This is a genomic window from Veillonella sp. VA137, from assembly GCF_003992015.1.
Lineage (GTDB): Bacteria > Bacillota > Negativicutes > Veillonellales > Veillonellaceae > F0422.
Genome location: NZ_RQVK01000005.1, coordinates 82,772 through 104,142 on the forward strand (window position 1 = coordinate 82,772; position 21,371 = coordinate 104,142).

At 40.0% G+C, this 21,371-nt stretch carries 22 protein-coding genes; 18 read left to right on the forward strand and 4 right to left on the reverse strand.

What is annotated here, in order from left to right; all coding sequences use genetic code 11:
* Positions 1 to 6 precede the first annotated feature (6 nt).
* From EO116_RS03705 to EO116_RS03720, 4 genes are all read left to right on the forward strand, one after another.
* Positions 7 to 858 (forward strand): hypothetical protein, encoded by an 852-nt coding sequence (locus tag EO116_RS03705; protein ID WP_127160687.1) that lies wholly within the window; start codon positions 7 to 9, stop codon positions 856 to 858.
* Positions 859 to 895: 37 nt separating this feature from the next.
* Positions 896 to 1,246: a GerW family sporulation protein gene (locus EO116_RS03710; RefSeq protein ID WP_127069474.1), complete on the forward strand. Its 351-nt coding sequence runs from the start codon at positions 896 to 898 to the stop codon at positions 1,244 to 1,246.
* A 120-nt stretch (positions 1,247 to 1,366) separates the two neighbouring features.
* Positions 1,367 to 1,822 carry an OmpH family outer membrane protein gene (locus EO116_RS03715; RefSeq protein WP_127160688.1) on the forward strand — a complete coding sequence of 152 codons (456 nt, stop codon included), beginning with the start codon at positions 1,367 to 1,369 and terminating at the stop codon, positions 1,820 to 1,822.
* 113 nt (positions 1,823 to 1,935) lie between these two features.
* The gene (locus EO116_RS03720) at positions 1,936 to 2,283 is read left to right on the forward strand and encodes a hypothetical protein (protein WP_127160689.1); all 348 of its coding nucleotides are present in this window, start codon (positions 1,936 to 1,938) and stop codon (positions 2,281 to 2,283) included.
* 68 nt (positions 2,284 to 2,351) lie between these two features.
* Here the strand turns inward: EO116_RS03720 and EO116_RS03725 are convergent, their stop codons facing one another.
* The 3 genes from EO116_RS03725 to EO116_RS03735 form a co-directional block, all read right to left on the reverse strand.
* The gene (locus tag EO116_RS03725) at positions 2,352 to 2,633 is read right to left on the reverse strand and encodes a DUF1637 domain-containing protein (RefSeq protein ID WP_127160690.1); all 282 of its coding nucleotides are present in this window, start codon (positions 2,631 to 2,633) and stop codon (positions 2,352 to 2,354) included.
* A 95-nt stretch (positions 2,634 to 2,728) separates the two neighbouring features.
* Complete coding sequence (locus EO116_RS03730) at positions 2,729 to 3,382, reverse strand: hypothetical protein (RefSeq protein WP_127160691.1); 654 nt, start codon at positions 3,380 to 3,382, stop codon at positions 2,729 to 2,731.
* A gap of 1 nt (position 3,383) precedes the next feature.
* Positions 3,384 to 4,571 carry a DUF1858 domain-containing protein gene (locus tag EO116_RS03735; protein WP_127160692.1) on the reverse strand — a complete coding sequence of 396 codons (1,188 nt, stop codon included), beginning with the start codon at positions 4,569 to 4,571 and terminating at the stop codon, positions 3,384 to 3,386.
* Between the two features lie 881 nt (positions 4,572 to 5,452).
* On the opposite strand from EO116_RS03735, the gene sfsA reads away from it, so the two are divergent.
* The 5 genes from sfsA to eis all read left to right on the forward strand — a co-directional run bounded on the left by sfsA (position 5,453) and on the right by eis (position 12,839).
* Entirely contained in the window at positions 5,453 to 6,613 is a 1,161-nt protein-coding gene (gene sfsA / locus EO116_RS03740) for a DNA/RNA nuclease SfsA (RefSeq protein WP_127160693.1), read from the forward strand.
* 148 nt (positions 6,614 to 6,761) lie between these two features.
* Positions 6,762 to 9,236, forward strand: coding sequence for a DNA gyrase subunit A (gyrA, locus tag EO116_RS03745; RefSeq protein ID WP_127160694.1), 2,475 nt, complete (start codon positions 6,762 to 6,764; stop codon positions 9,234 to 9,236).
* A gap of 647 nt (positions 9,237 to 9,883) precedes the next feature.
* Positions 9,884 to 10,804, forward strand: coding sequence for a DUF2156 domain-containing protein (locus EO116_RS03750; RefSeq protein ID WP_127160695.1), 921 nt, complete (start codon positions 9,884 to 9,886; stop codon positions 10,802 to 10,804).
* A complete protein-coding gene (locus EO116_RS03755; protein ID WP_127160696.1) occupies positions 10,801 to 11,409 on the forward strand; it encodes a LysE/ArgO family amino acid transporter in 609 nt (202 codons plus the stop codon). The genes EO116_RS03750 and EO116_RS03755 overlap by 4 nt, the downstream gene beginning before the upstream one ends.
* A gap of 239 nt (positions 11,410 to 11,648) precedes the next feature.
* Positions 11,649 to 12,839 carry an enhanced intracellular survival protein Eis gene (eis, locus tag EO116_RS03760; protein WP_127160697.1) on the forward strand — a complete coding sequence of 397 codons (1,191 nt, stop codon included), beginning with the start codon at positions 11,649 to 11,651 and terminating at the stop codon, positions 12,837 to 12,839.
* 186 nt (positions 12,840 to 13,025) lie between these two features.
* Here eis and EO116_RS03765 read toward each other — a convergent pair whose 3' ends face one another.
* A complete protein-coding gene (locus tag EO116_RS03765; protein ID WP_127160698.1) occupies positions 13,026 to 13,925 on the reverse strand; it encodes a type II restriction endonuclease in 900 nt (299 codons plus the stop codon).
* A 97-nt stretch (positions 13,926 to 14,022) separates the two neighbouring features.
* Between EO116_RS03765 and dcm the strand changes: the two genes are divergently transcribed.
* The 9 genes from dcm (at position 14,023) to EO116_RS03810 (ending at position 21,339) form a co-directional block, all read left to right on the forward strand.
* Positions 14,023 to 15,207, forward strand: a complete 1,185-nt coding sequence (gene dcm / locus EO116_RS03770) for a DNA (cytosine-5-)-methyltransferase (protein WP_240629121.1) — start codon at positions 14,023 to 14,025, stop codon at positions 15,205 to 15,207.
* A 52-nt stretch (positions 15,208 to 15,259) separates the two neighbouring features.
* Positions 15,260 to 15,883, forward strand: a complete 624-nt coding sequence (locus tag EO116_RS03775) for a TonB-dependent receptor (protein ID WP_127160699.1) — start codon at positions 15,260 to 15,262, stop codon at positions 15,881 to 15,883.
* A gap of 111 nt (positions 15,884 to 15,994) precedes the next feature.
* On the forward strand, positions 15,995 to 16,636 hold the full coding sequence (locus EO116_RS03780) for a hypothetical protein (RefSeq protein WP_127160700.1): 642 nt from the start codon (positions 15,995 to 15,997) through the stop codon (positions 16,634 to 16,636).
* Positions 16,637 to 16,821: 185 nt separating this feature from the next.
* Positions 16,822 to 17,709 carry a peptidoglycan editing factor PgeF gene (gene pgeF / locus EO116_RS03785; RefSeq protein ID WP_127160701.1) on the forward strand — a complete coding sequence of 296 codons (888 nt, stop codon included), beginning with the start codon at positions 16,822 to 16,824 and terminating at the stop codon, positions 17,707 to 17,709.
* A gap of 319 nt (positions 17,710 to 18,028) precedes the next feature.
* Positions 18,029 to 18,718 (forward strand): YggS family pyridoxal phosphate-dependent enzyme, encoded by a 690-nt coding sequence (locus tag EO116_RS03790; protein ID WP_127160702.1) that lies wholly within the window; start codon positions 18,029 to 18,031, stop codon positions 18,716 to 18,718.
* Positions 18,719 to 18,732: 14 nt separating this feature from the next.
* Entirely contained in the window at positions 18,733 to 19,236 is a 504-nt protein-coding gene (locus EO116_RS03795; protein WP_127069282.1) for a cell division protein SepF, read from the forward strand.
* 16 nt (positions 19,237 to 19,252) lie between these two features.
* The gene (gene proC, locus EO116_RS03800) at positions 19,253 to 20,071 is read left to right on the forward strand and encodes a pyrroline-5-carboxylate reductase (protein ID WP_127160703.1); all 819 of its coding nucleotides are present in this window, start codon (positions 19,253 to 19,255) and stop codon (positions 20,069 to 20,071) included.
* Complete coding sequence (locus tag EO116_RS03805) at positions 20,061 to 20,846, forward strand: RNA-binding protein (RefSeq protein WP_127160704.1); 786 nt, start codon at positions 20,061 to 20,063, stop codon at positions 20,844 to 20,846. The genes proC and EO116_RS03805 overlap by 11 nt, the downstream gene beginning before the upstream one ends.
* Positions 20,847 to 20,859: 13 nt before the next feature.
* A complete protein-coding gene (locus tag EO116_RS03810) occupies positions 20,860 to 21,339 on the forward strand; it encodes a DivIVA domain-containing protein (RefSeq protein WP_127160705.1) in 480 nt (159 codons plus the stop codon).
* Positions 21,340 to 21,371 lie beyond the last annotated feature (32 nt).

Consider the following 21,371-nt stretch of genomic DNA (forward strand, 5'->3'; position numbering starts at 1 on the left):
GGTATCGTGTCACTATGGATGATTCTATTGCTGTTAGTAATAGCTTTCATCATAGCCATTCTATGTATTCCTATCACATATAGTCTGAAAGTAAGTTCGCGCAAACCTTATGAATTTGACTTCCGATTAGAGTGGATGTATCGTGTATTGAAGGTACATCTTGCGTATAAGCAAGGGCATCCCTTGTTTAAGGAGGTCTATGTATTAGGGTCTATGAAAGTTGGTTCTGCCCGTGATTATGAAGATTGGTTAAATCGTAGGGTAAAAGAAGAACTAGATCCGTTAGCGACAGACAGTAAAGAAGATGTAGACACAAAAGAAGTACTAGACGAGCCAGATTCGTATCCGTTATCTGGATACTCAGGGCCAGAACCCGTGCAATCTGTTCGATTTGATGCCAATGGACAGGTACTTGAACCAGTAGAATCTACATCGTTGCAAGAAGAAACAACAGAAGAGAAAGAAGATACAAAAGACTTACCAACCTATTGGTGGTGGAAACATGTATCAAACCCTAAACTCTATGAAGCATTGTTTACCGTTAGTAAGCAATGTGCTAGTCATGCGAGTCCTAGAGTGTTCCAATTAGAAGGTGATTTTGGAATCCCTAGACCTTATGAAATGGGGCTGATCACCGCGGCTGCCTATACATTATGCCCAAAACAAGTGGAACAAGTAAATTTTTCTTATACAGAGTTTGCCTATACAGGTAGCTTAACGGTAAAAGGGCGTATGCAATTAGGAGTGTTTGCATTCTATGGAACTCTATTTATTGTAAAAAAAGCAGTCAGAGAGTGTCTGATGGACAGTGTAAAAGCATTTGTACAGTATCGTCGTCGTAAGCAAAGTGCAAAATAAAGAACTTTCAGAAGTTGAAGAATCATAGGAGGTCATGATGGATACTAAACTTACTAATTTAAAAGACAATTTAGAGCCTTTATTTGAACAATTTAAAGAAATGATTCGTGTGGAAACCGTAGTAGGTGAAGCTGTACAATTAGGCGATACTACGATTGTACCATTCGTTGACGTATCTCTTGGTTTAGGTGGATGCCAAAAAGCTGGTGGTGGCGGAGCGAAAGTTGAGCCAACAGCAGTGCTTGTCATCAAAGGAGAACGTATTGAATTATTCAATATCAAAGGGTCTGCTAAATATACTGGTTTCGATCGTTTGATCGGCATGGTGCCAGAAATTATCAGCAAATTGAAAAAAGAAGAATATGTATATGTAAGTGAAGAACAATAATTTTCATGTTACTTTCACATACATAGGGTATAGTAAAGATGTAAGGTAATTTGCTAAATAGAAATAACTTTGCTATACTAGATAAATAGATGAAAATATTTCTCATAGGGAGGCTTATACATGAACTTAACTAAAAAAATTGTAACTTTAGGTGCACTAGCTGTTGTTGGTGCTTTTACAGTATCTAACGCTGCTAACGTAGGCGTAATTAACGAAGAAGCTATCTACACTGGCTACAATGGTTTTGGTGCTATTCAAATGCAAATCGATAAATTGCGTGCAGAATACGGCCCTAAATTAGAAGGTGAATTCAAAAAGTTAAACAACTTCAAAACAGATGCTGAAAAACAAGCATATTTCGATAAAAATGTTCGTAGCATTCAAGAAAAGTATAACCAAGAAGAAGCCAATGCATTAGCTCCATTGGATAAAAAAGTAGCAGAAGCAATTCAAGCTATTGCGAAAGAAAAAGATATCGATGTATTAGTAGCTAATCCAACATCTGCTGGTGCTGTTAAAGAAGGTAACCAAGTTATCGACTTAACTCCAGTAGTAGTAGAACGCATCAACAAATAAGATATAAAAAAGCCCCTAGGTCATGTGACCTAGGGGTTATTTTTTTGTACATAGTATGGTATTCTTAAGGTATAGATTCAAGAGACTAGCGTGGTAGTAAGGGAGGAACAGATATGTTAAAAAGAGTGTTACTATTGGCTGTGTTGCTGATCTCATTAGGAAGTGCTACGTCTTTGTCAGCAAGTCACTTGTCTTATATGGGAACTATAGATGGGACATCATATTATATTGATAAAGACACAGTTCAGAAGTATGGTAAGAATGCCTATGTATGGGTAAAGATAGTTACTAAGGAAGGTAGTGAAGTATGGGGGCATATTTTAGTTAGTCGCTATGGAAAGGCTTATACTATCACAGAGCTACGAGGAGATGGTGGAGAGCAAAAATTAGATCCACATGAAGAGTTTCGACCTATTTTACCTAATTCACCAATAGAAAAAATTGTTGAGTTAATTTGGTAGGTAGATAATAAAAAAGGTGTGAACCCAATGCTAATGACTAGCATGGATTCACACCTTTTATTATGAGCTTATTTATGAATTAGGTTTACAACGAACTCGCTATCTTCCACCAATGTAGCTTGGATGTAGTTGTTGCCGTCGAAGTGCAATACTTCGCCTGGTGTTAAGATATGGGATTCTGTTTCGTTAAGGAATACGTTCACTTTACCTTTAACTACAGTGAAGATCACGTTAGCCTCTGGGTGATTGTGCTTTTCCACTTGATCACCAGCGACGCCGCCTTTTTTCACGATTTTGTAATTAGGACCATCAAAAATTAAACCTAGTTCTTGTTTTACAGTTCCTGCCATAGTAGAACCTCCTATTCTGGGGACTTTCACAGCGGTGAAAGTCAATTACTGCAGCGAGTGTGCTGCTATATATAATATAAAAAAGGATAAGCTACTTAGCTTTTTGCAATTGTATATACAGGAATATCACCATCAAGATTTACAGAGAATGCAAAGTCCGGTGCTACGTGACTCACGAAAGCGCTGAACCATGCTTGGAAGGCAGCGGCCATAATAATTGGATTTACGCCGGCTGTTTTCCAATAGGAAATTTGATTTTGGTGATTTCCGTACCAACTAAAGGTAGTATCGGTTTGCTCGATCACAGTATCACTTGGGTCACAAGGCATACCGTTCACATAGTAGTCTTGCATCACTGTGTAAATGGCAGGTGCTGTTTGAGCAGTCAATTTTTCTTTTGCTTCTGTACCGCACATTGCGCCTTGTTTGATGAACGCTTCTAATACTGCATCGATACCGTCGTCTCCGCCACAATCCGTTAAATCTTTGATGAAAGTGGCTTCACGAACGGAAGAGGTTTGCAATTGGTTTTGTAACCAACCGTGGATGTTGTTGTGATCGATGATGCGGTCCAACTGACGATCTGGAGGAATTGGTTTTCCATATAAATCGATAGCTGTTGCATATAACTCATCGGCTAAATCATCAAGACGAGTTTGAGCCTCTTTCTTAATAATTTGTTCACGTTCAGCGATAAGCTGAATTTTTTTGTATAACCAGAAATGAATGTGTCCCAGTACTGCTGACATGTTAAGCTCCTTTTCGTGCGACTTCTAATTTGGAAACAAGTTCATCCACATCCATGCCGTGAATGTTAGCGGCTTGCCATAATGGTTCCCCTGTGGAGGAAGGACAGCCTAAACAACCCATACCGATGGATTGCAACACAGGCACCGTTTGTGGATACATATCTATAATATCACGAATGATGGAATCTTTTGTAATAGCAATTTCAGATACATTGCGACCCGCATTGAGTTTTGCTACTAATTCATCGATATCCATGCCGTGGATATTTGCCGCTTGCCATAGAGGTTCCCCTGTGGAAGAAGGACAGCCTAGGCAGCCCATTCCCATGGATTGTAAAATAGGAATCAATTCTGGATATACGTCGACGATATGACGAACGATAGTATCTTTTGTAATGAGTTGTCCCGGTGAAAGTGGAGTAGCTCCTTTGTCGTTAGCAGGTGCAGCAGCTTCTGCAAGTCCTGCATTACCTTGACCTGGTAATTTGACCACTGGTTCAGCCGATGCTTTAGCAGCAACTGTTGGGGAATCCACTGTATCTAACACAGCAGCTCGGAATGCATCGAGACCGATGCGGTCAATGAATTGGCCGATACGCTCGATTTGGGCATTTTCTTTGTAGTAAGCAATCATGCGATCGATGATAGTGAGTACTTCTTCTTCAGTAGCTACTTCTGTGATTAAGTCACCCAAGCGTGGATGAGCACCAGCGCTACCACCTGCATAGATTTGCCAGCCTTGGTCATTACCGATAATACCGATATCTTTTGTAATTGCTTCGGAGCAAGAGTTAGGGCAGCCAGACACGCCAATCTTCATTTTAGATGGCATTTCTTTGGAAATGTATTTCCGTTCTAATTGCATGCCTAAATGTACGCTGTCTTGTTTTGCCCGTTTACAGAATGTCGTGCCAGGGCAGACTTTCACAGAACGAACACGATTGGATACGGTGTGCGCTGGTTCCATGCCGAGCATGGCCCACGCTTTGTCCACATCTTCTGCGTTTAGGTTGGTAATCATGATGCGTTGAGCACCTGTAATTTTTAAAGTTGCGTGGAATGTGTTTGCCACGTCGATAAATTTTTGTAACATTTGTGGTTGTACGAAACCACCAGGTATGCGAGGGGTAATCGCGTACGTGCGTTTCCCATTGCGGATACGTTGTAAATTGCCTGCCACTTGTGCCATGTGTATCTCCTTAAAATTGAGTAAATGTTGTTCATGTTTATGTACGAAAGTAGGCATTGTTCCTAATGTAGATGATATTGGATAGCCATAAGATATCTGTTCAATCTATGAAAGGAATGTATACCTATTTGTAAATTATGTAGTAGTATGTATAAAATTATGACAAGTATTTTGCATCAAATTGTGTTAGCGTACAATTCCATGAAAATAAATTATATAATTGTTATACATGACTAGGCGAAAGCCTATGCTCTTAGTATACTATAAGAAGTGGTTCTTGTATGTAGCTGAGGCAACGAATTTTATTCACAAATAATGCACGGCTTATACACGGGAAATTTAAAGTTACACACAGAATTATCCACAAAAAGTGATTAAGTTAAGACAAAAATAAAAAGCCATCTAAGTTAGTCTTCGATTACACACAGAGTATACACAAGATAACCACATAGTTATACACATCCTGTGTGATAACAAGTGAATAACTTGGAGTTTACACACAGATTAGACACAGGATACCCACATGGTTATCCACAGAATAGTGTATATGTTGTGAAGGTTACATAGGAGTGGACTGTAGTATGTGTGTAGCATGCATGACATGTATGGAGTATACTATGTATCTAGAACTTGCTTGTTAGTGCTAAGTATGAATCTTAGCATATAACAATCTTGATATATATGATATATAATTCTAGTTTATAGATAAATTAATACAGGAAATCTGATTTGTATGTGTCTATTTGCCACGAAAGATACCTTTAGATAGAGTTATTAGAAGTATTGCTTATTTGCGACAATGGCTTTTAGAGAAATATGGTTAGGTAGTATAGAAGCAAGAATGCTACCCTATATAAAGTAATAGTAAGAAAAGGATATATATGAAAGTTTTATATGAAAATGTACAGGTTGCCACCTTTGTAGAGCGACCCAACCGATTTGTTGTCCATTTAGAATTACAGGGACAGATGATTGCAGCTCACTTGCCAAATCCAGGTCGCATGTGGGAGCTCCTCTTTGTAGGGGTGAAGATGTATGTGGTGCATCATCCAAAAGAAGGTGCGAAAACGCAATATCGTGTCATCGGTATTGAACGTGATGGTGTACCCATCATGTTGGACACTAATTATTGTAATGACATGGCAGAGTATATGATCGAGGAACAACTGATTCCTGGATGGGAAGAATGGCGAGTGCTACGACGAGAGTACACGGTGGGTCATAGTCGTTTTGATTTGCTTCTTAAAAATGACAAGGAAGAACACTTTTTATTGGAAGTAAAATCCTGCACCTTATTTGGTGATCAAGGAGCGATGTTTCCTGATGCGGTGACGGAGCGTGGTCGAAAACACCTACTTCACTTGCAAGAATTACAACAAGAAGGATATCGTACTGGGATTCTGTTCTTAGTGCAGTGGGAACGAGCTTTGTGGTTTTCTCCAGACTTTCACACGGATTTAGAATTTACGAAGACATTTATTGAGGTAGCACCACAATTAGACTGGAAGGCTATGGCATTGCAGTGGACACCAGAGTTTACTAAACCTATAGTGGTACGTGAGTGCTTGTACAATGATGGAGCGGTGCAACGAGAAGCGGAGGACCGAGGGGATTACCTCATGGTGTTGCAGGTGGAAGAACCGATAACGTTAACGATCGGTAGCAAGGGAGAGATGCACTTTGAAGCTGGGTATTATATCTATGTAGGGTCAGCGAAAGCGAATTTAGAAAAACGCATAGAACGTCATAAACGGAAACGGAAACAGAAACATTGGCACCTGGACTATTTGCGAAGTATCAGCATTGTTGTAGCAGCCTTACCGATTCGCAGCTCCAGCGATTTAGAATGTGAATTGGCGAAGGCAATGAAGGCGATTAGTGTAGACGAGGTGAAAGGCTTTGGTTGCAGTGATTGTCATTGTACGTCACACCTATTCAAAATGGATGTGAATCCTATCCATGATGAACGCTTTATGATTGATGTGGTGGAAACGTTCCGTATGAATCGATTAAATGAGGCCATGTTAGACTTTCAAAAATAAAAATATGGGAATATTTATGCAACATATACGTTCGAAAGTGTTTATATTTGAGTGTATTGAAACTTTCATGTAAAAAGATAGAAAAAAAGTGCATAAAATGGTATAATGAATTAGTTATATAATCAGTATTGTAAAATGAGGTGATACAATGGAGGAAAAGGCTTGGAGTCATGGCAAAATTTTGCCGGTCCAAATCGATAAAGAAATGCGCAGTTCCTACATCGATTACGCCATGAGCGTTATCGTTATGCGCGCCCTTCCAGATGTACGCGATGGGTTGAAACCTGTACACCGTCGTATTTTATATGCGATGCATGAAACAGGCATGACACCGTCGAAACCGTACAAAAAATCGGCTCGTATCGTCGGCGACGTACTTGGTAAATATCATCCACATGGTGATAGCTCTGTGTACGACGCAACGGTGCGTTTGGCCCAAGATTTTAATACAAGATATCCACTGGTGGATGGTCATGGTAACTTTGGTTCCATTGACGGCGACTCTGCAGCGGCCATGCGGTATACGGAAGTTCGTATGTCTCGTATTGCCACAGAAATGCTAGCAGATATTGAGAAGAAAACAGTGGACTTCATGCCGAACTATGACGAATCTTTGGAAGAACCAACTGTACTTCCCGCAAAGATTCCGAACTTGTTGATCAATGGTTCCGCCGGCATTGCCGTAGGGATGGCGACGAATATTCCGCCTCACAACTTAGGGGAAGTGGTAGATGGTCTTGTGATGCTCATCGACGATCCAGAAGTGGATGTGAACCAATTGATGACGGCTATCAAAGGTCCAGACTTCCCAACAGGAGCGTCTATCCTTGGTCGTGAGGGTATTAAAAAAGCCTATGCCACAGGTCGTGGTAGTATCAAAATGCGTGCAAAAGCTCACATTGAGGCTATGACCAAAGGTAAACATCGTATCGTGGTGACAGAAATTCCGTACCAAGTGAATAAAGCACGCTTGATTGCAACCATTGCAGACTTAAGTCGTGATAAAGTGGTGGACGGTATTACAGCCCTTCGAGATGAAAGTGACCGCCGTGGTCTTCGCATCGTTATCGAATTGCGTTCTGACGTGCAACCAGATATCGTGTTGAATAAATTATATAAACACACACAATTACAAGATACATTCGGCGTGATTATGTTGGCATTGGTGAAAGGCCATCCAAAAGTATTGACTTTAAAAGAGGTATTAGGTCACTACTTAACGCACCGTCAAGAAGTCATTGTACGCCGTACAGAGTTCGACTTAGCGAAGGCAGAAGCTCGTGCGCACGTATTGGAAGGCTTGTTGATCGCTTTAGATCATATTGATGAAGTGATCCATACGATTCGCAGTTCTCAAACTACAGATATTGCTCGTACAGCTTTGATTGAAAAGTTCAGCCTTACAGAAATTCAAGCAAATGCGATCTTAGATATGCGTTTAGCTCGTTTAACAGGTTTGGAACGTGAAAAAATCGAAGAAGAACATGCGGCATTATTGGTGTTGATTGCGGACTTGAAAGCGATTTTAGCCTCCGATGCACGTCAACGTGACATCATCAAAGAAGAGTTAATCGCTATGAAAGAAAAATATGGTGATAAACGTCGCAGTGAAATCACTATCGATACATCTGACTTTGATGTGGAAGATTTAATTGCTGACGAAGAAATGGTCATTACCTTAACTCGTCAAGGTTATATCAAACGCATGAATGCTAATGTGTACCGCAACCAACATAAGGGCGGCGTAGGTGTTGTGGGTATGAAAACGAAAGAAGACGATTATGTGGCGCAAATTATGCATGTGCGCACTCATAATACATTGTTATTCTTCACATCCACAGGCCGTGCGTACCGCTTGAAAGCCTACGAAGTGCCAGAAGCATCGAGCCGTAACTCTCGTGGTACAGCTATCATCAACGTACTTCCTCTTAATGTAGGGGAAACGGTGACGAACATGATCGACTTAGAACGCATCTCCAGCGATGTGAACTTGTTCATGGTCACAAAACAGGGTGTGGTGAAACGGACTTCCATTGATGAATACCGCAACATTCGCCGTGGTGGCTTGAATGCAGTGGCATTGGACGAAGGAGATCAGTTGATTTCTGTAGGCTTGACCTATGGCAACCAAGATGTATTGTTAGGTACGAAAAAAGGTATGGCTATTCGTTTCCATGAAGGTGACGTACGTTTGTTAAAACGTGCTGCTCGTGGGGTGAAAGGTATCAACCTCAACGCTGGTGACGAAGTGGTAGGTGCTAGCATTATCCACGGTACTGGCGAAGAATGCCAAGTATTCACCATCAGTGAAGAAGGGTATGGCAAACGCAATGTAGAAAGCTCCTACACAGTGCAAAAACGTGGTGGTAAAGGAACGAAAAACTTTAAAATCACCGACAAAACTGGCGAAGTCGTAGCTGTAGAAATCGTGAATGACAACGATGAAATGATGCTCATTTCTGAACAAGGTAAGATCATTCGCTTTGACGTGAACGATATTGCCGTGAAGAAAAGTAAAGCCATTTCTGGCGTGAAAACACAAAACTTAGATGAAGGAGATAAAATTGCCTCTGTAGCAGTTATCTCTGGAGAAGATCTAAAAGAAGACGAAAGCTTATTCTAGTATCGGCTTTCTTGCCTTTCTTACTTGAGCTTAAGGGAAGAGCACGACACATTCCTCCGCAAACTGATACAGTGGTTAGGTTTGCTCCGGAACATGTCGTGCTCTTCTGTCGTTTGTGGAATTTTGTCAAATAAGGGGGCAAGAAAGACCACTTCTACAATGGCGCTTTACGGAGGCGTGGAGATACTGAGGTATTCTATGTTTACCTTTACGTTAAGTTATGTTACAATATGAGTAGCTAAAACAACAAGTAAGTCTAACAAAGATTACACCAAAAAAGCACAGGGCGGCAACCCTGTGCTTTTTCGTTGCCGTTTATATTACGGCATTGGCTAGTCACTATTTGTTGTTACTATCTAGCCATTTGCAAATGAAAATTGTTACTTGTTTAGCTATGCAGCCTGTGGCGTTCGCAACTAAATAAGATAAAGGGAAGAGCACGGTATACCCCTCACAAACGGTATTTCATAATGTTTGTTCGGGGCACACCGTGCTCTTCTTGTGTTTGCCTAACCTAGGTAGTAAGGGATGACACAAGGCTACTACTCGAAATGGCATTATACTTTTTTCTGCATTGAATTTTATCGATGAATAGCATATAATAGTAATGTTATATCATAAAATCAGTGTATTAGGAGGCGAGTCCTATTTTAGACTTCAAGCGTTTTACCTTAGAAGATAAGCCCCGTATTGATGCGTATTTTTCAGAGCATCATTATGAAGCGTCAGATAATAGTTTTACTACATTATTTATGTGGCAAGATATTTATGGCATTACTTGGGCCGAAGAAGAAGGCGTATTATTTATTAAAGGTGGTGGAGTGACAGAATCTCCATTTATGTTGCCACCATTTGCTGGAAAAGATGCCAAGTTTGTAGATGGATTACAAATGGCGAAAGAGTGGTTCAAGGAGAATCAAATTCCATTTTTATTAAAAGGTGTTAATCCAATCATGATGGAACGGATGCAAAAGTTGTGTCCAGATTGCTATGAATTTACACCTGACCGTGATAACTTTGAATATATCTATCGTACAGAAGATATGATTACCTTATCCGGTAAAAAGTTACGTCAAAAGAAAAACCATTTAAATCAATTCCGCATGCAATATTCTAATTATGAATATATGCCTATTGATGATACTACCATTCCTCTCTGTCGTGAAGCGGCAGCGCAATGGGTGGAGACACACCATGAAGAAGGTATTGAAGATGAGCTAACTGCCATCAATTTGCTCTTCGATCATTGGGATGCATTGGGCCTTGTGGGCGGATGCATTAAACTGTTCGGACGAGTAGAGGCTTTCACCATTGGGGAAATGTTGAATGAACATATGGCGCTCATTCATATTGAAAAAGCAAACCCCACCATCCGTGGTTTGTACCAAGCTATCAATAATGAATTTATTCGTCATGAATTTGCGGATACACAGTTTATCAACCGTGAAGAAGATATGGGATTACTGGGCCTTCGTATGGCGAAAGAATCTTACAACCCAGATCATTTTGCTGAAAAATATGATGCTCGTTGTATCAAAGAAGGCGCTTGCGAGGGTAGTCATCCATGACCTATTTTTGGGAAGGATTACTGATCGGCTTTGCCGTGTTGGCGCCCATAGGAATGCAGAATCTATTTATCATTAATACAGCATTGGTGCAAAAGGTGTCACGTATTATTACAACGATTTTAATCGTGGCATTTTTCGACCTCACCTTGAGCGTGTCAGCCTTTTATGGCATTGGTGCCATCTTTGACATATGGCCATTTTTGAAAGGCATCGTTTTATTGCTAGGTGGGGCGGTTATCTTTTACATGGGTTATACCGTGTTCAATTCGGAGCCGAATGTATCTCATGTAGATACGAATGTGACCATTTGGAATATCGTGACCACTGCCTTTGCGGTGGCATGGCTGAATCCACAGGCACTCATCGATGTGACCATGATGTTCGGCGCTGTGAAAGCCAGCATTCCAGAAGAAGCATCTCTCTATTTCTTGTTGGGATACATCGTGTCTGCCTTTGCTTGGTTTGGGGCGTTGTCCACGATTATTCACAAATTATCAAAGCGCATCAAGATTTCGCAATTGGTTTGGATCAATCGTATCTGTGGGTTGATTCTATTCGGGTATGGCGCTAAACTATTTTTAGATGGTGTCTTATTGTATATATAATTTATGAATTACCATTGCATCCTTTGGTGAGGCATTGTAATATAATAGCTAATTGGGGTATGCGTTTGCGGATGCATACTTGAAAGAGTCAGTGAAGCTGGCTCTTTTTCTATGTCTGTAAACTTTTATAAAAGAAGTGTATAAAGGGTCTAGCAGTAGGCCCTTATTTTTTTATATAATAATAGAATAAAGTATACGAACTGTTTTCTATGTACCATAGCGATGGAAGAGGGATTATTTTGAAATTTAGAATTGCCAAAGAGTCAGACACAAAAGAAGTCAAACGTTTGTGGGCTTATTGTTTTGAGCCAGAAGATCATCCATTTTTTAAATACTATTTTGATACGGCCTATGAACCAAACAATACGATGGTGGGCATCGACCGTAGTTATTTGGTGAGCACTGTTCATTTACGACAAAATACCATTCGTGTTCGCGGTGTGGACCTACCTATGTCTTACATGGTGGGGGTTGCCACAGACCCGATTGTACGACGCAGTGGGGTCGGTAAAAAATTACTGAAAGCAGCATTAGGGGAATTGAAAGAACGTGGACAGGGCTTAACCATTTTAATGCCATCTTCTGCAGGATTTTATCAAAACTATGGCTGGGATTTGTATGCCCATCAATGGGTACAAACCATGAAATTGGATGAGTTAGCCCCTCTGTTAAAGAAACTAGACAAAACCTTATCTTTTGGCATGTTGCGTTCCCCACGTGAATGGAAACGCTTAGCAGGTGTTTATGAAACGTACACAAAACCATTGTCTGGCTATGCAGTACGAAAAGAAAAAGAATGGGTTCGCCTGTTGGAATCCATTTTTGCAGAAGGTGTACAAGTAGGATATGTAAAAAATGATTCTGGACAATTAGAAGGCTATTGTTTCTATCGCCTAGGAGAGCCTGAAATTGCAGTGAGTGAGTTTGTGTACACCACTCGCCGTGCGCAAAAAGCTTTGTTGAACTTTTTGTATAACCATCGATCCCAAGGTGAAAGCGTACGTTGGAACGAAGGCATGATTGACCAAGGCTATATTTTTCACACGAATGGAAAAACGGGGCACAGTACGATGCCATTTATGATGAGTCGTATCGTAGATGTGAAACTCGCCATGGAAAGCATTCCCGTACCAGTAGCCTTAGAAGGAGCGATCCAATTTGGAGTGAAAGACCCATTATGTGAGTGGAACCACGGCACCTATGTAGTGTCCTATAAAGAGGGGAAAGCGCAAGTGGTGAAACACAAAGAACATGTGGATATCAATGCAAAATTAGTGTTCTCTGTAGGGGCCTTGAGCTTACTCCTTATGGGGCGCATGAGTGCAACAGAACTCGCCTTTGAAGACACACTAGAAGGACCAGATGATATATTAGAAGTGTTAAACCGGGCGTATCCAAGACAAAATACATATATCAATGAATGGTGGTAAGAGAATGACAACACAAGTAGATAAAAAAGATGAGCACAATCTTTTGGACTACTTATTACCTAAGAAATCATATTGAAAGTCACAGAAAAAGGCCGAGAAATAGCGGAAAAGAACTGGACAACATAAACGATGAGAAAAGCGAACCATGAGAATATGGTTCGCTTTTTACTGTGTAGAATAGTTGTTTTAAAGTAGTTTCTTATAATACTCAACTATAAACGGATGATTAAGATGTTTTTGAATTTGTTTTTCTATATTTAATTTTCGTTCAAGTTCTTTGTCTTGTGGAAATGGAAAGTTATCCCATTTATCAGCAGTTTCTTTTAAAATTAATAGCAATTTTTCTAAGGTAATTACACTATGATTATTTGGATAATAAATTTCTTTGATAGACTTAGTAGTTACTAATTGGATATTGTTGTCGTTTAATGTCTCTATCACATCTTGACTGATAGACTCATCAAGTGTTACTAAGAACATTTCTCTTGCACCAGTGCGAGCCATTTCTTCTGGGACTTCTTGCCAACGTTCACGTAGCGTTGTTTTTGCACTAATTAAAACAGTATCACGTTTATTAACAGTATACTCAGTAGATCCAGGAGACACAATATCAACAAGTTTTCCAAGACCTTTTTCTGTAAAATATCTTGTTCCGATACTACCTTGGCTATCTAATGGAATATTTGCGCCCATCAGAATAAGTTCAATGATAGCTTCAAACTCTTTACCAGCACGACTACGTCTACTTTGAGTATTAGAAAGGTTTAAGCTATAGATATGAGATGGGAACTCACTGGTAAACCAGTTGATAGCCTCCTTGCTTCCCATAGTATCTATATCTTTATTTTCATATAGGGAAGCAAGCATTTCTGAGGTGAAGTGCTTTTCTTTTTCCTGAAATTCGTTCCATGATATATCACGAAGTAATTTCATTATAATACTGGCATGTTCATAAAAATATTCTGGACTTTTTTCGTTTAAATCTAGCGTAGTAAATTGTTTGTAGATAAGATCATATGGTTTTATATCTGAAAAGTATTCAGCACGACTTGTTTTTATAAAATTCACATATAATTTTAGATCCATAGTTTCTCCTTTCCAAATGCAAATAGACTTGCTATAATTGTGTCAAGTAAAGGACATAAAGTCCTGTTATTAACACATAAGAAAGAGGTGAAGCCCTTTGATTACAAGTATACAAAATAATGAAGAGAAATGCCAATGTATTGGTACTTTAATAAAAGAAAAAAGAATACGGTTAAATATGACGCAAAAAGAATTAGCTGATGCTGTTGGTTTGGCTAAACATGGAGATAGAACTATTAGACGGTGGGAGAGTGGGATTGGTAGTCCCTCTAAATTAGAACTGAATCAGATATTATTATTTCCAGAAGATGTACCATTTGGAAATAAGGATAATGCAGACTATACAATGATAGACTTATTTGCGGGTATTGGTGGTACTAGATTAGGTTTTCAACTAACAGGTAGAACAAAAGTAGTTTTTAGCAGTGAAATTGATAAATTCGCTGCAAAAACATATAAATCTAACTATGGTGAAGAGCCATCAGGAGATATTACGTTAATCCATGAGGAGGAAATCCCGAAACATGATATTTTAGTGGGTGGCTTTCCATGTCAAGCATTTAGCCAAGCAGGTAAAAAGTTAGGTTTTGAAGATACTAGAGGGACATTATTTTTTGAAATAGAACGAATTATTAAGGCAAAAAGACCGAAGGCGTTTTTACTAGAAAATGTAAAAAACCTAAAAAGTCATGATAAAGGTAAAACTTACAGTGTTATAAAAACAACTCTAGAAGATCTTGGGTATGCTGTATATGATAATGTTTTTAAAGCGAAAGACTTTGGGGTTCCTCAAAACCGAGAAAGGATTTATATAGTAGGATTTGATATAAATAGTGTTCCTAATTATGCTACATTTGAATTTCCAAATCCGACAAAAACAAAAGTAAGTGTAGGTGATGTTTTAGAGAAAAATGTATCTGAAAAGTATACGATTTCTGATGCACTCTGGGATGGACATCAACGGAGAAAAATTGAAAATAAAAAAAATGGAAAAGGCTTTGGATATTCTTTATTTGATGCAGAAAGTCCTTATACTAATACTATCTCTGCTAGATACTATAAAGATGGCAGTGAAATATTAATACGTCAAGAAGGAAAGAATCCAAGAAAGATAACTCCAAGAGAAGCGAGTAGATTACAAGGATTTCCGGAAGAGTTTATTATACCTGTTAGTGATACACAAGCCTATAAACAGTTTGGGAATTCTGTTGCAGTACCAGTCATTAATGCAATAGCCTTAAAAATGCTAGAGGTATTAGATGCAAATAAATTTAGTGTATAAAAATAGTATTAAAAATAAGAAATGAAATTAGATTATATTTATAGGTACTTTTATGAAAAAATTAACCACATCTATTTTACTAGCGCTATTTAGTGCTACCATCTTCACACCAAACCATATAGAAGCAAGCTGGTTATCTAAAACATGGAAAAAGGTTGAAAAATCTTGGAATGAGTCTGGAACAAATAGTGATTCCACCAAACAAGGTAGTACAGCTTCTAATGAAATTCATTTACCACAACGATCAGATTATCCAAGTGGTTATAGCTATGGGTATAAAAAGGATATGGGTTTAGAAGACGTAGAGTTTACTGTACTAGGTGTTCCATTTGGGGCAACTATGGGAGATATTAAGAGGAGCTTAGGTACTCCTACATATGAAGGAACAAATTTAAGATATGGTGGAGTTACATTTTATAATGGAGCGATAAAAGGCAATATAAGAGATAGAGATTATGTCCGATATATAAGCATTACGAATCGTGATGCTATAACATACAGAGGAATCGCGGTAGGTGACTCATTAGAACAGGTTTATAAAGCTTATGGCAAACCTACATATATTTTTGGCGATAATTCATGGTTTTATGGCAGATTTGTATGGGGCGGAGATGATCTTTTTGGTATAAAGTTTATAAATGATGGTACAAAGGTAACAGAGATATTTATTGGATAGTCAATTAGATGTAATGAGTGTATTCTAGAGAATATGCACTATATTTCATGTAGTGTACATTTATTGATGTTAATTTCTTGTTATATATTGAAAGAGGATTACAGAGAAACCATGAAAAAATTAACGACATCCATTTTACTAGCACTATTCAGTGCAACCATCTTTATGCCAGCCCATGTAGAAGCTAGTTGGTTATCTAAAACATGGAAAAAGATTGAAAAGTCTTGGAATGAAGCAGGACAACAAAGCAGTACTAATGGAACAACTAGCACATCTTCTAGTACAATTCGTTTGCCGCAACGATCGGAGTATCCGAGCCGCTATCCATCAGGTCAAGAGGTTGGACATCATTTAGGTGGAGCAGAACGTACTATAGCTGGAGTATACCCTAATGCTACCTATGAGGAGATTCGTCGAATTTTAGGTAATCCTACAGAGGAAGTTCACCATGAGTATAGAAGAGATGGAGAGCAACGAGCCTTCATGCGATACGGTGGTATAATGTATAGCAGTATTTATGGGCAAATCGAAAGAGCTGGAATCATTGAAGTTACTAATCGTGATGCTACGACATATCGGGGGATTGCAGTAGGAGATTCGTTAGAAAAAGTGTATGAGGCATATGGTAGACCAGTACGCATTTATGATGATAATACTTGGTTTTACGGTGTGTTTATTTGGCAATCAGATTATGTATATGGCATTAAATTTATTAATGATGGAGAAAAAGTGACTAAAATTATAGTATTGTAGTTATTGCTTTGCGGTTTACTTTTACGCTTTATTTGTAATAATAATGTAGCAAGAAAGTACAATATTCTTTTATTGCATATGAATTATAACATCTAAATTCATGAAATATAACTAGTAAATCTATAAAAAATAATATTTACACGAATCAAATGTAAACGATTCTACTAACCCAAAGGAGGCACAACATGAACAAAACGCAACTATTCCAAACTTCCTCCTCTCTTAAACAGGCACCAGTTTCCCAAAATAATCCCACCAGTATTACCTATGAATACAGTCCGCTACTAGAGCGTTTCCCCCTCACTCACGGTGTGACGTACCGCTATGGTGGTGTCAGTGAAGGCTCCTTTAATAGTTTTAATATGGGACTGCATGTTGGTGATACTCCAGAAGCGGTGACAGAGAATCGCAAACGTTTAGCACAGGTGCTAGGTGTGGAACCCCATCGTTTGACCTGTGGTGAGCAAGTGCATGGGGTAGGCGTGACGAGGGTCACACCAGAGCTTGTGGGTCGAGGTGCTTTCAGTTGGGACGATAGCATCCCGGACAGCGATGCGATCCACACGAACTTGGTGGAGGTTCCTCTCTTGTTGCTTGTGGCGGACTGTGTGCCTGTTCTCATCTATGATACGGCACATCATGCAGTGGCGGTTGTTCATGCAGGTTGGCGTGGTGCCATCGCTCACATTGTAGAACGAACGATAGATAGTATGCACGAGGCATATGAAACGTCGCCATCCGATTGTTATCTCTTCATCGGCCCATCCATTGGAGCGGACTCCTTTGAGGTAAGCGAAGAGATCGCTGAACAATTTCGACGAGACATGCGTGCCTTGGGGCTTTCACAGGTGGATCAGGTGGTGCGTTATATCCAACGAGCAGAGCAACCGACACCCCATGTGGATTTGAAAGGATACATCGCTGCTTGTGTGGTGCACAAGGGTGTACCACTGAAGCAAGTGGCGATATCATCCACAGACACGATGACCACTGATGGATGTTACTCGTATCGGCGAGATCAAGGGTGCACCGGGCGCATGGCGATGTTCGCTGTCTTGCGAGACCAAGCCTAGGACACAGATGTCTTAGACTTGTTTCTCTTAAGGAGAGGCACTTTCACAGGATGCCCTAAGACCTTGTAGGGCACTGGAGGATATCACATGCGATGACGGTGCACAATCGGGAGTATATACTTTCATCCAGACATGAAATACTTGACAAATATATAATTTAGATAACTAAGAATAAGAAAATACAGAGAACTAGGCTTGAAATCATGCTTTTTCTATGTACTTTTCTTATTCTTTCGTTTATAATAAAAAAGATAAAGTATTATTTTTTTTATGAAGACCTTTCAGAGTGGAATGTAACGACGAAAGAGGACTGACATATATGATAGCAACAGCATTACATGAAGTGCAGGAACGCATTGAAGCGGCGAAGGCACGAGTGGGAAGAACAGATTCTGTTACGCTAGTAGCGGTGACGAAGAATCATCCTGTAGAGGCGGTGCAAGAGGTGGCTCATCTAGGTGTAAGAACCGTGGGCGAGAATCGTGTACAAGAAGCGAAAGAAAAAATGGAACTCTACCAGGGACCAGAACTACAATGGCATTTGATTGGACAATTACAAAACAACAAAGTGCGCAATGTGGTGGGGAAGTTCAGGCTAATTCATTCAGTTCACAGTGTTAAGTTGTTGGATGAAATTCAGCGCATTGCCGCTAGAAAAGGTTTGATACAAGAAGTATTACTACAAGTTAATGTGGCACGAGAAGAAAGCAAGTCTGGTATGGATGTGGAAGAGTTTCCTACCATACGGGAATATGCTAAAACATTACCCAATGTACGGGTAAAAGGGCTTATGTGTATGGCACCATTTTTTGATGATCCAGAAGAGGCTCGCCCAATTTTTCGAGTGGCCCATGCTTTATTTGAAGACATGAAACTTCATTTTGATGAAGGGCAGATTGAATATATATCCATGGGGATGACCCATGATTTTGAAGTAGCAATTGAAGAGGGTGCAAATATTGTTCGTGTGGGAACCGCAATATTTGGAGAACGCCACTATGATAAGTAATGGAGGAAATGACGATGGCACTGAAAGACAGCTGGAATTCTGTAAAAAACTTTTTTGGCGGTAATCAAGATGATGGATATGAATATGAAGAGTATTCAGATGATACATATGAAGAAGAGTTTCAACAGCCAGTGGTAACAGCACCAGTGGCAGGTGGTAATGGACCTGTAGCATCTGCAGTAAAACCAAAAACAGGAGGATATAATACAGTGGCACAACGTTCTAGTGGTATGAAAGTAGTCATCGTAGAGCCAAAAGCATTCGAAGACTCTGAAAACATTGCAAATCAATTACGCGATATGCGTCCAGTCGTGATTAATTTTGAAAACACAGACCCTCATGAAGCGGCACGTATTGTGGACTTTGTTAGTGGTGCTACATTTGCTTTAGATGGAAAATTAGAAAAAATTGGTAAAGATATTTTCATCTGCGTACCAGTGAATGTAACAGTAGATTATACAGATAAAGAATATACAGAAATATCTGATAAATTAGCTTGGAAAGAGCCACAAGCCTAAGTATTAGGAGGTAGCCATGCAAAAAATACTACTAATTGGCGTAGGATCGATGGGTGGTGCTATTTTACAAGGGGCTTTGGAACAAGGTGTTTGGGGTCCTGAGGAAGTAGATGTATTGGTGCGTCGCAGTGAACAAGCGGCGGAATTAGAGCGCACATTCGGTGTGACAGCCTTTACGGATTGTGATGCCATACCTGCCTTTGATGAGTATAGAACCATCGTATTTGGCGTAAAACCTCAAGTATTGCCATCTCTTATGCAAGAGGTGGGCCCACTTATTGAGCCGAGAACGCTATGTATTTCTATTGCAGCAGGCATTACATTGGACACATTGCAGTCCTTTGCGCCTCATGCGCATTGGTTGCGAGCTATGCCGAATACACCGATCTTAGTGAAAGCAGGTTTTACAGCCATTGCAAGTAGTGAGGAGGTAACTCCAGGTGAACGGGAGCAAGCCTTGCGTATTTTTGAAGCATTAGGCGAAGCTGTTGTATGCTCAGAAGCTGATTTAGACCGTATTGGTGCGTTAGCGGGAGCGGGCCCAGGCTACATGTATACCATTTTAGATGCCATGGCCAATGCAGGAGTTCGGATTGGACTCACTAGGACATTGGCGTTGCAAGCGGCGGTACAGACCATGTATGGTTCGGGATTAATTGTCTTAGAAACAGGTTCTCACCCTAGTGTACTGCGGGACCAAGTGACCTCTCCAGGGGGAACTACTATAGCAGGGATTGCTGCCATGGAAAAAGAAGGATTGCGGTCCTCTATTATGGAAGGTGTCCTCGCTTGTTATGAGCGGTCAAATGAAATAGGAAAACAACGTGAAAGATAAAGAAAAGTTAATTCGATATTTTGAAGCATCTGGTAATGGCGAAGAAGCTAGACGTATGATTGACCTAGCTGAGCAAGTACAAGCAGGCAGACCGTACCGTGTAACAGACTTTATGTCTCCGGCGGGTCTTGTCATTGCGGATGCAGTGAAAGCGAATTTCGGTGGTATTGATATCATCTCCAGCGGTGGCTACGAAGGGGCAGAACGCCTTCGAGTGGCTTTTGTGGACCCTCACTTTCAAGGTTCTGTAGATTTACAGATTGCGGTGTTGAAAGTATCTTGGGATCCACGATTCCGACTGTTGACGCATCGTGATGTACTGGGCTCTTTAATGGGGCTTGGTATTGATCGCACTCATTTTGGCGACATTATCGTCACAAGTGGCGGTGCACAGGTGATCGTCGATGCAACGATAGCAGATTTTGTAATTCAAAATTTCACAAAAATTGCTATGGTTACTGTAACAGTATCACGGATGGAATTGAGTGAATTACAACCGAAAGAAGAAAAAATAAAAGAAGTGCGAACGACTGTGGCATCTATGCGGTTGGATTCTATCGCCTCTTCTGGTTTTAGTACATCTCGTACAAAAGTAGTAGAAGCGATTAAAGCAGGATTGGTACAAGTGAATTGGCAACCTGCGAAGGGACCAGCGCAAGAAGTGAAAGAAGGGGATGTTATCTCTCTTCGTGGCAGAGGTCGTATGCAAATAGAAAGTATTACTGGAACGTCTAAGAAAGGACGTATTGGAGTACATCTAAAACGATTTATGTAAGGAGGCTGATCCTATGTTAACACCAATGGATATTCATAATAAAGAGTTTGGAAAAAGTATTCGTGGCTTTGACTGCGATGAAGTAAACGAGTTCTTGAATGAAGTGGTACAAGCCTATGAAATCTTGTATCGTGAAAACCGTGAAATGACTGATAAAGTAGAGCAAATGGAAAAACGGTTGAATCAATATGAATCAACAGAAGAAACTATGCGTAATACATTGGTACTGGCTCAAGAAACTGGTGAAAACGTAAAAGAGGCAGCTCGTAAAGAGGCTGATATAATTCTACAAAATGCAGAGCAGCAACGTAAATTAATCTTAGAAGATGCGAATCGTGCGCTGCGAGAAGCAGAAGCTAAATATGCTACCATTGCGAATGAAATGGCCGTGTTCCGTGCAAAAGTAGAATCAATTTTAACAGCGCAACTACAATTATTAGATGGTATTGCTTTACAGGATATCACACCTGTACAGACTGAAACAGAAGCATAAGGTGAATTTCGGCTTGATTATTCAAGCCGTTT

Coding starts and splice junctions, on each gene's coding strand:
- EO116_RS03710 (WP_127069474.1), top strand. CDS start 896: ATGGATACTAAACTTACTAATTTAAAAGACAATTTAGAGCCTTTATTT.
- EO116_RS03715 (WP_127160688.1), top strand. CDS start 1,367: ATGAACTTAACTAAAAAAATTGTAACTTTAGGTGCACTAGCTGTTGTT.
- EO116_RS03720 (WP_127160689.1), top strand. CDS start 1,936: ATGTTAAAAAGAGTGTTACTATTGGCTGTGTTGCTGATCTCATTAGGA.
- EO116_RS03725 (WP_127160690.1), bottom strand. CDS start 2,633: ATGGCAGGAACTGTAAAACAAGAACTAGGTTTAATTTTTGATGGTCCT.
- EO116_RS03730 (WP_127160691.1), bottom strand. CDS start 3,382: ATGTCAGCAGTACTGGGACACATTCATTTCTGGTTATACAAAAAAATT.
- EO116_RS03735 (WP_127160692.1), bottom strand. CDS start 4,571: ATGGCACAAGTGGCAGGCAATTTACAACGTATCCGCAATGGGAAACGC.
- sfsA (WP_127160693.1), top strand. CDS start 5,453: ATGAAAGTTTTATATGAAAATGTACAGGTTGCCACCTTTGTAGAGCGA.
- gyrA (WP_127160694.1), top strand. CDS start 6,762: ATGGAGGAAAAGGCTTGGAGTCATGGCAAAATTTTGCCGGTCCAAATC.
- EO116_RS03755 (WP_127160696.1), top strand. CDS start 10,801: ATGACCTATTTTTGGGAAGGATTACTGATCGGCTTTGCCGTGTTGGCG.
- EO116_RS03765 (WP_127160698.1), bottom strand. CDS start 13,925: ATGGATCTAAAATTATATGTGAATTTTATAAAAACAAGTCGTGCTGAA.
- EO116_RS03775 (WP_127160699.1), top strand. CDS start 15,260: ATGAAAAAATTAACCACATCTATTTTACTAGCGCTATTTAGTGCTACC.
- EO116_RS03780 (WP_127160700.1), top strand. CDS start 15,995: ATGAAAAAATTAACGACATCCATTTTACTAGCACTATTCAGTGCAACC.
- pgeF (WP_127160701.1), top strand. CDS start 16,822: ATGAACAAAACGCAACTATTCCAAACTTCCTCCTCTCTTAAACAGGCA.
- EO116_RS03790 (WP_127160702.1), top strand. CDS start 18,029: ATGATAGCAACAGCATTACATGAAGTGCAGGAACGCATTGAAGCGGCG.
- EO116_RS03795 (WP_127069282.1), top strand. CDS start 18,733: ATGGCACTGAAAGACAGCTGGAATTCTGTAAAAAACTTTTTTGGCGGT.
- proC (WP_127160703.1), top strand. CDS start 19,253: ATGCAAAAAATACTACTAATTGGCGTAGGATCGATGGGTGGTGCTATT.
- EO116_RS03810 (WP_127160705.1), top strand. CDS start 20,860: ATGTTAACACCAATGGATATTCATAATAAAGAGTTTGGAAAAAGTATT.